Here is a 14,145-nt window from a genome sequence, read left to right as displayed (position 1 = left end):
GATTTAGATCAAGAAAACAAATAACAACCCGTCCATATAGTAGCCACAGTAAAAACTCACTTATTTTAATTCTAACGAATTATTTCATTATATTAAGAAATGCAATGGGGCTACTATGGATTTCATCATTCAATTAGTCATTGTCCTGATCTGCCTTTTTTACGGGGCAAGAAAAGGCGGGATCGCGCTGGGTTTATTAGGCGGGATTGGACTTGTTATTCTGGTCTTTATTTTTAAACTACAACCGGGTAAACCGCCCGTTGACGTCATGCTGGTCATCATTGCCGTGGTGGCTGCATCGGCAACGCTTCAGGCATCGGGCGGGCTGGATGTCATGCTACAAATCGCGGAACGTATGCTGCGGCGTAACCCGAAATACGTTTCGATTATCGCGCCGTTTGTTACCTGTATTCTGACTATCCTGTGCGGTACAGGCCACGTGGTGTATACCATTCTGCCGATTATTTATGATGTCGCCATCAAGAATAATATCCGTCCTGAAAGACCGATGGCCGCCAGTTCGATCGGCGCTCAGATGGGGATTATCGCCAGTCCAGTCTCTGTTGCGGTGGTGTCGCTGGTTGCCATGCTGGCTAATTTCACCTTCCAGGGTAAGCATCTGGGATTCCTCGATCTGCTGTCTATTACCATTCCCTCTACCCTGCTGGGTATTCTGGCGATTGGGATTTTCAGTTGGTTCCGTGGTAAGGATCTGGACAAGGATGAAGACTTTCAGACATTCATCGCCGATCCAGAAAACAAACAGTATGTGTATGGCGATACGGCCACGCTGCTGGACAGAAAACTGCCGCGCAGTAACTGGGTTGCCATGTGGATCTTTCTGGCAACCATCGCTGCGGTAGCGATTCTGGGTGCCGTTGAAGAACTGCGTCCAGTCTTTGCCAGTAAGCCGCTGTCGATGGTACTGGTCATTCAGATGTTTATGCTGCTTTCCGGCGCCATCATCATTATCGCGACCAAAACCAATCCATCATCAATATCGAAGAATGAAGTGTTCCGTTCGGGGATGATTGCCATCGTCGCGGTATACGGTATCGCCTGGATGGCGGAAACCATGTTCGGCGCGCATCTGGAAGAGATCAAAAGCACACTCGGCTCAATGGTGAAGGTCTACCCGTGGGCTTACGCCATAATCCTACTGATTGTGTCCAAATTCGTTAACTCGCAGGCGGCGGCGCTGGCGGCGATTGTCCCCGTTGCGCTAGCCATCGGGGTGGATCCAGCGTATATCGTGGCGTCTGCGCCAGCCTGTTATGGTTACTACATTCTGCCGACCTACCCAAGCGATCTGGCTGCTATCCAGTTTGACCGTTCCGGTACCACCAAAATCGGCCGTTTCGTTATCAACCACAGCTTCATTCTGCCGGGCCTGATCGGCGTGAGCACATCCTGCGTCTTTGGCTGGGTGTTCGCTGCAATGTACGGCTTCCTGTAATTCGGTTCTCTCTACCTAAAAGCCGCCCATTGCTGGGCGGCTTTTATTTTTGTTGCCAGAGGCGAACGCAGGCCTGCGCCAGCGCGCGTGTCGGATCGATACTGATGTCCTGCCAGCGTGACGACACCGCCTCCAGCGCAGGCGGGACTTCCGTGCAGGCCAGCACCAGACGTTCTGCTCCCCGTTCAACCAGTTGTGCCGCTAACTGTTCCAGCAACCGTCCGCCGTGCTGTAGATCACCACGCTTTACCGCATAACACCCCGGCACGAAGAGCGTTGTCATTTCCTGTTCATTCGGCACCACGGTTTCCGCACCTAACTGCGCGGTAAAACGCTGCTGATACCATCCTGCATTGAGCGTCCCGTGAGTCGCAATCAGCCCGATTTTTTGCGGCGTTGTCTTTGCCTCATCTACCTGTGTCAGCGCGTGCAGCGTGGCATCGGCAATATGCAGCAGCGGTGCATAACTTGCCTCCGTCAACGCGTCAAACCAGTGGTGCGCCGTATTGCACGGCACCACAATATGGCTGACCGACAGGCGATTAAGCTGCCGGATAGCGTGCAACAGCGCCGGCAGCGGCGATTCACCAGTACCTGCCAGCGCCTGTTGGCGATCGGGAATCTGCGGTACGTTCCAGGCCACCACCGGCACATGATCCTGATCGCGACTGGCGGGCGTTTCTTCAACAATTTTATGCAACAGATCGACCGTCGCCAGAGGCCCCATACCGCCCAGCACGCCAATCAGCGGTGTACTCATTGCGCGGCCGTTTGTTCGAACAGTTGGCGGTAACCAAACAGCCCCGCCGAACCGCCGGTATGAATAAAGACGATGTTTTCATCAGCGCGAAAATGTCCTTGCCGAATCAAATCGATCAGCCCCGCCATTCCTTTGCCGGAATAGACCGGATCGAGCAAAATCCCTTCCAACTGCGCCAACAGCCTGAGCGCTTCCAGCGTTCCTTCGGTTGGAATGCCGTACCCTTTGCCGACATAGTCGCTGTTCACCTGCACCGCGCTACGCGGTAGTTCGCCCAGAATCCCCAGCAGTTGCCAGGTACGCTGTGCTAACGCGTAAACATTCTCTTCCTGCTTCGCTTTCGGCGCTCTGACGCTGATGCCTAATAGTGGAATCTGGCTGTTTGTCGCCACCAGCCCGGTCACCAATCCTGCCTGCGTGCCGGTGCTGCCCGTCGCGTGAACGATATGATCGATACGCAGACGCTGCTGGCTGGATTGAAATAACAGCTCTTCCGCACAGGCGACATAGCCCAACGCCCCTACCGGGCTGGAGCCGCCGCCGGGGATGACATAAGGTTTCAATCCTTCTTTACGCAGTGATTCCGCTAACGTTTCCATCGCCTGCTGCATATCTGTGCCAGCGGGCAGATGATCGATAATTTCGCCGCCGAGCAGGTTATCCAGCAGCACGTTACCGGAGCGCTGGTAGTCTTCACCGTAGTCCTCCACGCGCTTTTCCAGCAGCACCTTGGTTTTCAAGCCCAGCTTTGCCGCCGCCGCAATAGTTTGTCGCACATGGTTAGACTGCGTTGCGCCCTGCGTGATGATGACATCCGCGCCCTGCTGCTGCGCATCGGCAAGCAGAAACTCCAGCTTGCGGGTTTTATTGCCACCGGTCGCCAGCCCCGTGGCGTCGTCACGTTTGATGTAAATCGTCGGACCGCCCAGATAGGCAGACAGGTTCGGTAACACCTCCAGCGGCGTGGGAAAATGGCCCAGTGATAAACGGGGGAATCGAGCAAGGTGCATAATATTCTCCTGAAATACGGATTACAGATTGAGGTGGCGATAGACGCCTTCACGAGCGCGATACAAAATATGTAGCGTCAACGCGCGTATTTATGGCATGACCTTATCGATTTCATGGCACTACGTCGGATCTCTTTTTCTGTATTGAGATAAATTAAAATCAGTTAAGTAAATTAATAAATTATTAATTAATTCTTCAAGCCACTTTGTTATTTAAATAAGATAACTGCCCCCAACTGACATCATCGACAAAAATACCGTTCTCCAGCCGCTGACGATAAGTTTGCTTTTCTTTATCGCCGGGCAGCAATAACGCATCGTCATCACGGGATTGGCGCACCCATTCTAATAAGGCCGGAATTTCCTGCTGATAGGTTGCCGCACCGCCTAATTTCTGCGGATCGATTAAAATCGACAGCATGCTGTTAATAATTTGCTTACCCTCGCCTTTCGCCGTGCGTTCGGTTTTCCCACCGGTCAGCGCCGCGCCAAGCAACGAGCAAACCAACGAAAGCCCCGATCCCTTATGTTCACCAAACGGCAGTAGCGCCCCCAGAGGTTGTTCCATCAGCCAGCGGGGATCCACCGTCGGATTGCCTTCGTTATCAACGATACAGCCGGGTGCAACCTGTTTACCCTCATTCCACGCGATACGGGCTTTGTTACCGGCAATCACGCTAGTAGCAAAATCCAGAATCACCGGATCGTCGTGCTCAACCGGAATGCCGGCGCAGAATGGATTCGTTCCGAAACGCGCCTGCTGGCCCTGCCACGGCAGCACCACCGGTTTGGTATACACGTTGGCAAAATGCAGCGACACCAGCCCGACTTCCGCCGCCTGTTCTGCCCACGCGCCGATACGTCCCAGATGGTGAGCATTCGCCAGACTGATCACCGCCAAACCATGCGTTTGTGCACGCGCAATACCTTCTGCCACGGCCTGTTTTGCCACCACCTGACCAAAACCCTGCTGGCCGTCGAACGAAATCAACGGGCCGAAATCTAGCACTTTTTCCGCCTGTGCGTGGGGTGAAAGTCCACCTTCCCGAATCGCATCGATATAGCGCGGCAGCATGCTCACACCGTGCGAGTCATGCCCTTTCAGGCTGGATTCGACGAGGTTATCCGCCACAATCTCTGCAATTGACGCGTCCACATCATTCTCTGTCAGCCGATCGCGTAAATAATCACGTAAATAATGATGAGTAAAAACAGGCATGTTTTTTCTGTATACCACAATAGACATTTATATATTCCCCACTATAACGCGCAGATTTTTATCCATAACTGACAAATAAGACTATTCATAGCAAATATTTAGCTAAAGCGGTTATTTACTTGTTTTATCGCACGGGTGACTATTTAAAATATCATTTATTCTAACTTATTCCAAAAAACACTTTAGCTGCAACGCGCTAAGAAAATAGGATGCCTTCTTTAATACATTATTTACGACGAATATATTATTGAAATAATACCTTGTGGTTCTTTTCTAATTTTATTGCCAACCCTATTACTATTAATAATGAGACACCGATAATGAATCCCTCACTACCCGCGAAAAAATCGACGCGTTTCACACGCCTTGCCGCCATGATTGGCCTGACGTTAACGGCATTTGGCGCGAATGCGGAAGGTACCATCAGCATTGCGCAACAGTTTGGCATCGGTTACCTGATTCTGGATGTGGTGCGCGACCAAAACCTGATAGAGAAGCATGGTAAGCAGCAAGGGTTGGATATCAAGGTAGACTGGCGCACGCTTTCTGGCGCGACAGCGATCAACGAAGCACTGCTGTCCGGTGCGCTGGATGTGGCCTCCGCCGGTGTTCCGCCGATGCTGACCGTGTGGGACCGCACGCAGGGTCGCCAAAATGTGAAAGCCATTGCCTCACTCGGCTCCATGCCCAACTATTTGCTCAGCAATAACCCGGCGGTGAAATCCGTCCGTGACCTGAGCGATAAAGATCGTATCGCCGTGCCTGCTGCTGGCGTTGGCTTCCAGTCACGCACGCTGCAAATCGAAACCGCGAAGCTCTACGGCGCGGAGGATTTCAAACGCTTCGACAAGATTTCCGTCAGCCTGCCGCATCCCGATGCCAGCGCGGCTCTTATCGCTGGCGGCTCCGAAATCAACGCCCACTTCTCCAGCCCGCCTTTCCAATATCAGGCGTTAGAACATGCCAATGTGCACAAAATTTTGAGTTCTTATGACGTGTTAGGCGGTCAGGCAACGTTCAACGTGCTTTATACCACGCAGAAATTCCATGATGAGAATCCAAAAACCTACCGTGCCTTCTACGACGCACTGAAGGAAGCCTCGCAGACCGTCAAAGCAGATAAAGCCGCAGCGGCCGACACCTACATTCGGGTAGAGAAATCGAAACTGGATCCTGAACTGGTGAAACGCATCGTCGCCGATCCCGAGATCGATTTCACGATCACCCCTGAACGCACCTACGTTTATGCCGAAAAGCTGCACCAGCTTGGCGTACTGAAAAATAAAGCCACCTCCTGGAAAGACTATTTCTTTGCAGAAATTCACGAACAGCCGGGCAGTTGAATGCTCAGCGTCGCGCTCATTCGACGAGAACCTCGTCGCTACGCAGGAGAACAAGCATGACACACCACACTCACGACACGATTGACCAGCCGCTGTTGCAGGTTGACGGCGTCGGACTGGAATACCGAACGCGGCGCAGTCTGGTACGCGCCACCCATGATGTGAGTTTTGACGTCTTTCCCGCCGAGCGCTTTGTGCTATTAGGGCCTTCCGGCTGTGGCAAATCCAGCTTACTCAAATCTATCGGCGGCTTTCTGTCGCCGGTAGACGGTGAAATCCGCCTCGACGGCCAGCGCGTCACAAAACCGGGGCCGGATCGCATCATGGTCTTTCAGGAATTTGACCAGTTACCACCGTGGAAAACCGTGCTGGAAAATACGCTGTTTCCGCTAGTTGCCAGCCGTCAGGGGACGCGAGCCGAAGCAGAAGAACGCGCCCGCTATTTTCTCGATAAGGTCGGGCTGGCGAAATTTGCCGATGCCTATCCGCATACGTTATCCGGTGGGATGAAGCAACGCGTCGCCATCGCACGGGCGCTGACCATGCAGCCGAAAGTGCTGCTTATGGATGAGCCGTTCGCCGCACTGGATGCACTGACTCGCCGCAAAATGCAGGAAGAATTGCTGGCGCTGTGGGAAGAGGTGCGCTTCACGCTGCTGTTTGTCACCCACTCGATTGAGGAAGCACTGATCGTCGGCAGCCGGGTTTTGCTGCTCTCACCGCATCCAGGTCGCGTGCGGGCGGAAATTAACTGCCATCAGTTTGCGCTAAACGATCAGGGCAGCGAAGCCTTTCAGAGCACCGCGCAACGCATTCATCATCTTCTTTTTCCAACCGATGTTGACGCGCCTTCACCCGTCACATCCACGCAAGGTAAATCCTATGAGCATTCAGCCCCCCGTGCGGCCCGAGTATCAGCGTGAACTGACACCGCTGAAAGATTTTACCCTCACCCAGCCTCTGCCGCTGACGACGCGCCTGTGGAATCAGACCTGGCTGCGCAAGCTGGTGCTGCTGGCTGGGCTGCTTATCCTGTGGGAGTTCGCCGCACGCTGGCAAAACAATGACCTGATGCTGCCGAGCTTCCTGCAAACCTTTCAGGCTTTTCGCGACGATCTCGCCAGCGGTGAACTGCCGCAGAAGATGGTGGTTTCACTCGGCACGCTGTTGAAAGGCTATGTCATTGGCAGCCTGCTGGCACTCGCCCTCAGCGCGTTGGCGGTTTCCACCCGTTTCGGACGCGATCTCTTAGGCACATTAACCTCCATGTTCAATCCGCTGCCTGCGATTGCATTACTGCCGTTGGCGCTGCTGTGGTTTGGGCTGGGAGAAAAGAGTCTGGTATTCGTGCTCGTTCATTCCGTGATGTGGCCGATGGCGCTGAATACCTACTCCGGCTTTCTCGGCGTTTCGGAAACGCTGCGTATGGCTGGTCGCAACTACGGCCTGACCGGCTTTCGCTACATTAGCGCGATCCTGATACCTGCCGCGCTGCCATCGATTATCTCCGGCCTGAAGATCGGTTGGGCGTTTGCCTGGCGCACCCTGATTGCCGCTGAACTGGTGTTTGGCGCATCCAGCGGCAACGGCGGTTTGGGCTGGTACATTTTCCAGAACCGTAACGAGCTTTACACCGACCGCGTTTTTGCCGGGCTGGCTTCCGTCATCATCATCGGGCTGCTGGTTGAAGGGCTGGTGTTTTCCACCATCGAAAAGGTCACGGTAAAACGCTGGGGAATGCAGCGCTAGCTTGCGCATTACACCCATTATGGTTATGCGAAATCTGTCCATTCATAGCCAGAATTGTTCTTTTGCAGCGTTCTGCATCGCTGCTACAACTGATTTATCTTTTCCCACAGAGATGAGAGATCGCGCACATGATTGCAATCCAAGCGCCACAAACCTACCTGAATCGTGATGGCGTCATTCGTTCTGTCGGCGAATATGCAGCGCCTTACGCCAGCACAGTATTAATTATTACCAGCCCACAGGCATGGAAAACGACGTCGGATGCGGTCGAACGCAGCCTCAGTGATTACGGCTTAGGGTATCAGGTCGAATTTTTGCCGGGTGATTGCACCAAGCCAGCGATAGAAGCGCTGACCGCACAGGCACGAACATTCGGCGCAGAACTGATTTTAGGCATTGGCGGCGGGCGCGTGCTGGATGTCGCCAAAGCCGTCGGCGATATTCTGGGGCAAATTCCCGTCATCGCTGTCCCCACCATTGCCGCGACCTGCGCCGCCTGGTCACCGATCAGCGTGATATACAGTGACAGCGGTGCACACAACGGGGCATTTCCGCTAACGCGCTTACCCGTGTGGGTGCTGGTAGACAGCGAGATCATCGCCCACAGTCCTTCACGCTATCTCAGAGCCGGCATCGTGGATGCACTGGCGAAGTGGTACGAATTTCAGCCCTATTTGCGTCACGGCGATAGCGGATTGGCATTGGCGCTTAAAGCGCAGGCTGCACGGCTGGCCGTAGAGACATTTAATACGTATGGCGAGCAGGCCATCGCGGATAATGAGCAAGGTCTGGTCACGCCAGCCCTGCGCAGCGCGATCGACGCCGTTATCGCATTGGCGGGTCTGGCAAATAGCATGAAAGATGAGGTGCCACGTATTGGTGTCGCCCATGCGATTCACAACAGCATGACACGCCTGCCGGAACTGCATGACTGGCTGCACGGCGAGAAAGTGGGCTTTGGTCTGGCTACACAGGCGTTTCTGGAACACGATAACGACGCCGACCGCGAAGAGCTGTTCGCTCAGCTGCGCCGCTACGGTAGCCCGATCACGCTAAGTGCCCTCGGCCTAAACGAACGTCCACAGCTGGTTGAACACATCGCGCAGAACGTCAAAATCGCGCCGAAAATTGCCGCACGCCTGCCTTTTGCAACGGATGCCGAACGTATTGAACAGGCGCTATGGCGCACACAAACCTTAGAAGCCAGCGTGATAGATAGCCACGCAGCATGACGGTAGATCAATAAAGAAACGGGCGTCTCGATCACTCGCCGCGCCCGTTCATAAGCTATTTAAACTATACCGAGATTATCCCTGTTGGGATGGCTGCGTGCTTATCCCTTTAAGCTCACGTTCATAGGCCAGTGCTTTCTGTTCATCGAACTGGTTTTCCCACTTGGCAATGACCAGCACCGCCAGCGCATTTCCCACCACGTTCAACGCAGTGCGCGCCATGTCGAGGATACGGTCGACACCCGCAATGAACGCCAGACCTTCCAGCGGAATACCGACACTGCCCAGCGTCGCCAGCAGCACGACAAACGACACACCCGGTACGCCAGCAATGCCTTTGGACGTCAGCATCAGCGTTAACACCAGCACGATTTCCTGCCCAATCGACAGTTCGATGCCGTAGAGCTGTGCGATGAAGATCGCCGCAATACTTTGGTACAGCGTAGAGCCATCGAGGTTAAAGGAGTAACCGGTCGGCACCACGAAACTGGTAATCGACTTCGGTGCGCCATAGGCTTCCATTTTTTCGATGATACGCGGCAGCACGGTTTCGGAACTGGCGGTGGAATATGCAAGGATCAGCTCATCTTTCAGGATGCGGATCAAGAGGGTAATACGCAGCTTACACAGACGTGCAACGATACCGAGCACCACCAGCCCGAAGAAGAAAATCGCAGCATAAACCAGCATAACCAGCTTGGCTAACGGCCACAGCGACGCAAAACCGAAGTTGGCAACCGTGACAGAAATCAGCGCAAACACCCCAACTGGCGCATAGCGCATGATCATGTGCGTCACCTTGAACATGGTTTCCGACACGCCGCGGAAGACGTTCAGCAACGGCTCGCGGTGATCTTTCGGCAACGAAGATAGCCCCAGGCCAAACAGCACAGAGAAGAAGATGATCGGCAGCATTTCGCCATGTGCCATCGCCGCAAAAATATTCGGCGGGATCAGCGACAGCACCGTCCCAACCAGACTGTGCGAACCGCTCTGCACCTGCTCGGTGGTCTTTTGATACTGCGAGATATCAACGGCGGTCAGCGTCGACATATCGATGCCGTGACCCGGCTGGAAGATATTAGCCAGCGTGATGCCAAGAATAATCGCCACTGTCGTGATGATTTCAAAATAGAGGATGGTTTTGAAGCCGATGCGTCCGAGCTTTTTGGCATCCCCTACGCCCGCAATCCCGACAATCAGCGTGGCGATCACGATCGGGACAACAATCATTTTGATCAAGCGGATAAAGATGTCGCCCGCAGGGCTAAGAATATTACTGATGAGCCACTGGCGGCTTTCTTGCTGTTCATGCAGCACGGCACCGAGTGCAATACCCAGAACCAACGCAATAAGGATTTGCCAGGCAAGGCTGATTTTTTGTGTTTTCATCGTCATTTTCCGTTTTAAACTCCCCGCCATCATAAACATGGCGCTAGCGCGACTCCGGCGCAATGCGAACCGAAAAAATCAACGTGGAGGTGACTGACTAGTGAGAAGGATGTCTGATGGATTAGCCCATCATACTTCAAGCCGCTTATACGTTGTTCAAACCGCACACGTTTTGTCCTGCAACTCGAATTATTTAGGGTAAACTTTCTATTGTGATACCAAAATCGTTAACATAATCATTCAATAAAAATGCACAAGCATTTGTATTACTTAACAAAAATACAGACATAAATTATTGTTATGTCGGAAATGCTACTATTGCAGCACGATCAGATCAAGCAGATTATCGGCACGATAAACCCTATTTATGCTGAATCAAGTACAGTAAACGAAGGGCATCGCGGCACAAAAAATCGCGATAAAATCGAAAGGAAAAGACCTGCCCAGTCAGAAAAATGCTGGCTGGGCATCGGGTTAGGAAACGGTTGTGCCATTCAGATTTGGTAATCAATCACCGCTTCATCGTTATCCGAGAACACCTTATCTTTAATGTCATCCAGCGACAGTTCTGTATTACACAGCTGAATAAATTTCCAGGCATAGTTACGCTGTAACTGACCCTTTTTCAGTCCAAGCCAGACCGTGTTAGCTTCAAACAGGTGCTCAGCATTCAACCGTACCAGCCCTTTGTCACGCAGCGGATCGAATGACATATCGGCCACAATCCCCACCCCGAGCCCCAGCTCAACATAGGTTTTAATCACATCCGAATCTTGCGCACTCAACGTAATATCTGGCGACATGCCCACCGCCTGAAACGCACGATCTAAACGTGAACGCCCCGTAATCCCCTGGCGATAGGTAATCAACGGCTCCGCATTCAGCATCTCCAGCGTAATAACCGGTTCCTGCGTCAGCGGATGGTGTTCCGGCACAATCACCGAATGGTGCCAGCGATAGTAGGAAAACGCTGCCAGCGAGGGATCGTTAATCAACTGCTCACTGGCAATACCGATATCGGCTTCACCGGAATGGAGCATCGCCACAATTTCATCCGGCGTGCCCTGATTCAGTACCAGACGCACCTGTGGATACAGCGAGCGGAAAGCTTTAATCACCGGCGGCAGGCTATAACGTGCCTGTGTATGCGTCGTCGCGATCACCAACTGACCGGTATCGTTATTAGTGAAGACATTCGCCAGCCGCCGGATATTGCTGGCGTCATTCAGGATGCGCTCAGCCACCACCAGCAGTTCTTTTCCCGGCTCAGTCATGCCTAACAGGCGCTTGCCGCGACGGATGAAGATTTCAATCCCCAGCTCTTCTTCCAGCTCGCGGATGTGACGACTCACGCCGGATTGAGAGGTAAACAGCGTATTCGCCACCTCGGTCAGGTTGTAATTGCACCGTGCTGATTCACGAATAATCTTCAGTTGCTGAAAGTTCACCTTTCACTCCCTTGTTCTTTATTACAGATAGCAATATTGATGCAAGTAATGAGAGTCAGAACAAATAAGCAAATGGAGTTGATTATATTTTTTTATACTAACGGTATGTCTGCCGCGCTACCTTACCTAACAAGGAATAGACATAAACATTAAAATCAAACGGTTATATAGAATCATTTTTGTCACATGCACGCCGTCAATCAACCATTTGGCTATGATTTATTCCTTTCTGGTCTATTTATCTCCGCGCTTTTATTCCCTTTTTCGCGTATTTCTTCTCACGCTAAATAGGACGCACGACTTCAAGCTGATGTGCTATACCCCAAATAATTCGAGTTTCAGGAAGGCGGCAAGAGAGGGAATCCCGATGAGCTTACACAAGTAAGTGATTCGGGTGAGTGAACGTAGCCAACGCACATGCAACTTGAAGTATTACGGGTATATCGCTGCTATGATGGCGGTCTGAATCAAAGACGAGGTGGCAGCATGCAGGGCGTACCGGAACACTTTACTGATGAGAGAGACTATGCCCAATTCCGGCACTTGCCGGCGCTGCCCGGCATCGAGCTCTATCACGCGCACATCTGCCGTTATGCCTTTGAGCCACACACGCATGAGGCATTTGGCATCGGCACCATTGACGACGGGGCGGAGCGATTCCGCTATCGTGGAGCCAAGCACATTGCGCCTGTCGATTCGTTAGTGCTGATGAACCCTGATGAGCTGCACACGGGGGAATCTGCGACGGAAGACGGCTGGCGCTATCGCATGATCTACATCCCGCCCGATGTACTGGAGAACATCTCCGGCGAGAAAGGCTGGTGGTTTACCGACGTCGTGCGCCACGATCCCACTACTGCACGTCAACTGGCGATGACGCTGGCCGCCATGTGGCAAACAACCGATCCCTTGGCGAGTGAAAGCCTGCTGCTGTCGCTGATTGCGCTTTTCCGGCCTCACGCACGTATTGCACAACGTCAGATTATTGAACCGTTCCATCGCTTTGATGTGGTGAAGGCTTACTTACGGGAAAACTTTGCCCATACGATTACCTTAAAAGAGCTGGCGGCGCTGGTTTCCCTCAGCCCGTACCACTTCCTGCGCCAGTTCAAAGCCCAGTTTCATGTCACACCACACCAGATGCTGATGGCGATTCGACTATATGAGGCCAAGCAGATGCTGACGCACGGTATGGCGGCCGCCCATGTCGCCGTCGCCGTCGGGTTAACCGATCAGGCGCATCTGACTCGCACCTTTGCCCAGCGCTATGGCGTCACGCCCATTCGCTACCAAAAGCAGGTGTATCCGACCCAGCGCTAACCACTGCCGATGACAAACAGCAATATCCTACAATAATTCGTTGTCGACTCTCCCTAGACTGGCGCGATGAAATGTTGTGAACAAACGGGTTTATCATGCTGATTGGGATTTTATTTGCGCTTGCCGCCGGATTGATGTGGGGGCTAATTTTCGTTGGGCCGCTGCTCGTACCGGACTATTCTGCTGCCTTGCAGTCCACTGGACGCTATCTGGCTTTTGGGCTGATTGCCCTGCCGCTAGCTTGGCTCGATCGCCGTCGCCTGCGCCAGTTAACCCGCAGCGACTGGCTGGAAGCCACGAAACTCACGGTTATCGGTAACCTGCTGTACTACTTCTTGCTCGCCAGCGCGATTCAGCGCACGGGTGCACCGATCTCGACGATGATTATAGGTACTCTGCCCGTGGTGATTTCCGTGACTGCAAATGTGTTGTATAGCAAGCACGATGGTCGCGTGGCCTGGCGTCGACTTCTCCCCTCGCTATTGCTGATTGCCACCGGACTGGTCTGCGTCAATATTGCCGAACTGAAAGGAACCACCGCCGAATTCGATTTATGGCGTTATGCCAGCGGCATTGCGATGGCGTTTTGCGCGGTCATTTGCTGGACGTGGTATCCGCTACGCAACGCCCGCTGGCTGCGTGACCACAAAGGAAATACGCCGACCACCTGGGCTACAGCGCAGGGACTGGTCACGCTACCGCTGGCGCTGCTGGGGTATATGCTGGTGTGTGGTCATCTGGCGCTGACGGATAACACATTTACGCAGCCGTTCGGCCCACGGCCCGAGGTTTTCATCCCGTTGATGATTGCGATTGGCCTATTTTGTTCGTGGATCGGCACACTGTTCTGGAATGAAGCCAGCCAACGTCTGCCAACGGTACTGGTCGGCCCGCTGATTGTGTTTGAAACGCTGGCAGGGCTGGCCTATGCCTTCATTATTCGGCAATCCTGGCCACCGTTGTTGACGCTCTGTGGCATCACCTGCCTGATTGTCGGGGTGATCTACGCCATGCGAGTGAAACCGGAACCTGTAGTTGTGGAAGTTCAGGTACCGGTATCAAGAACCGAGTGAGAGGGAATAAGAAAATAAGACAAGCCAGTCTTCATGTTCTAATTGACGATCGTTTAAGAAACGAGATACCGAGGACTACCACGGTGCGAGGTATCCCTACTGGGAACCTCATCACCGTGTTTCCCCTATAAAATGCAGACGCA

The 14,145-nt window shown here is 53.1% G+C and carries 12 protein-coding genes; 7 read left to right on the top strand and 5 right to left on the bottom strand.

The features are described 5' to 3' along the window. Positions 1 to 115: 115 nt before the first annotated feature. A complete protein-coding gene (locus EO763_RS07865; protein WP_161528602.1) occupies positions 116 to 1,456 on the top strand; it encodes an anaerobic C4-dicarboxylate transporter in 1,341 nt (446 codons plus the stop codon). A 43-nt stretch (positions 1,457 to 1,499) separates the two neighbouring features. On the opposite strand, the gene cuyB is transcribed toward EO763_RS07865, so the two are convergent. The 3 genes from cuyB to EO763_RS07850 all read right to left on the bottom strand — a co-directional run bounded on the left by cuyB (position 1,500) and on the right by EO763_RS07850 (position 4,445). After that, positions 1,500 to 2,216, bottom strand: coding sequence for a cysteate racemase (gene cuyB, locus EO763_RS07860; RefSeq protein WP_161528601.1), 717 nt, complete (start codon positions 2,214 to 2,216; stop codon positions 1,500 to 1,502). Further along, positions 2,213 to 3,226 (bottom strand): D-cysteate sulfo-lyase, encoded by a 1,014-nt coding sequence (gene cuyA, locus EO763_RS07855; protein ID WP_161528600.1) that lies wholly within the window; start codon positions 3,224 to 3,226, stop codon positions 2,213 to 2,215. The genes cuyB and cuyA overlap by 4 nt, the downstream gene beginning before the upstream one ends. A gap of 196 nt (positions 3,227 to 3,422) precedes the next feature. After that, positions 3,423 to 4,445 carry a malate/lactate/ureidoglycolate dehydrogenase gene (locus tag EO763_RS07850; protein WP_161530361.1) on the bottom strand — a complete coding sequence of 341 codons (1,023 nt, stop codon included), beginning with the start codon at positions 4,443 to 4,445 and terminating at the stop codon, positions 3,423 to 3,425. Positions 4,446 to 4,765: 320 nt separating this feature from the next. Here EO763_RS07850 and EO763_RS07845 point away from each other — a divergent pair, with 320 nt between their 5' ends. The 4 genes from EO763_RS07845 (at position 4,766) to EO763_RS07830 (ending at position 8,769) form a co-directional block, all read left to right on the top strand. Next, complete coding sequence (locus EO763_RS07845) at positions 4,766 to 5,788, top strand: ABC transporter substrate-binding protein (protein WP_161528599.1); 1,023 nt, start codon at positions 4,766 to 4,768, stop codon at positions 5,786 to 5,788. Positions 5,789 to 5,844: 56 nt separating this feature from the next. After that, complete coding sequence (locus EO763_RS07840) at positions 5,845 to 6,711, top strand: ABC transporter ATP-binding protein (RefSeq protein WP_161528598.1); 867 nt, start codon at positions 5,845 to 5,847, stop codon at positions 6,709 to 6,711. Continuing rightward, the gene (locus EO763_RS07835; RefSeq protein WP_010298413.1) at positions 6,671 to 7,537 is read left to right on the top strand and encodes an ABC transporter permease; all 867 of its coding nucleotides are present in this window, start codon (positions 6,671 to 6,673) and stop codon (positions 7,535 to 7,537) included. Before EO763_RS07840 ends, EO763_RS07835 begins: the two co-directional genes overlap by 41 nt. A 128-nt stretch (positions 7,538 to 7,665) precedes the next feature. Continuing rightward, complete coding sequence (locus EO763_RS07830) at positions 7,666 to 8,769, top strand: iron-containing alcohol dehydrogenase family protein (RefSeq protein WP_161528597.1); 1,104 nt, start codon at positions 7,666 to 7,668, stop codon at positions 8,767 to 8,769. 75 nt (positions 8,770 to 8,844) lie between these two features. Here EO763_RS07830 and gltP read toward each other — a convergent pair whose 3' ends face one another. Next, on the bottom strand, positions 8,845 to 10,161 hold the full coding sequence (gene gltP / locus EO763_RS07825) for a glutamate/aspartate:proton symporter GltP (RefSeq protein ID WP_039492752.1): 1,317 nt from the start codon (positions 10,159 to 10,161) through the stop codon (positions 8,845 to 8,847). A 494-nt stretch (positions 10,162 to 10,655) separates the two neighbouring features. Beyond that, on the bottom strand, positions 10,656 to 11,609 hold the full coding sequence (cbl, locus tag EO763_RS07820) for an HTH-type transcriptional regulator Cbl (protein ID WP_039492754.1): 954 nt from the start codon (positions 11,607 to 11,609) through the stop codon (positions 10,656 to 10,658). A 486-nt stretch (positions 11,610 to 12,095) separates the two neighbouring features. Here cbl and EO763_RS07815 point away from each other — a divergent pair, with 486 nt between their 5' ends. Continuing rightward, positions 12,096 to 12,929: an AraC family transcriptional regulator gene (locus tag EO763_RS07815; RefSeq protein ID WP_161530360.1), complete on the top strand. Its 834-nt coding sequence runs from the start codon at positions 12,096 to 12,098 to the stop codon at positions 12,927 to 12,929. A gap of 95 nt (positions 12,930 to 13,024) precedes the next feature. Further along, a complete protein-coding gene (locus EO763_RS07810) occupies positions 13,025 to 14,002 on the top strand; it encodes a DMT family transporter (protein WP_039492757.1) in 978 nt (325 codons plus the stop codon). The last annotated feature ends 143 nt before the right edge of the window (positions 14,003 to 14,145 follow it).

The organism is Pectobacterium odoriferum, from assembly GCF_009931295.1.
Taxonomy (GTDB): Bacteria; Pseudomonadota; Gammaproteobacteria; order Enterobacterales; family Enterobacteriaceae; genus Pectobacterium; species Pectobacterium odoriferum.
The sequence above is the reverse complement of the archived record's forward strand: the minus strand, read 5'-3'. Positions and strand labels throughout refer to the sequence as shown.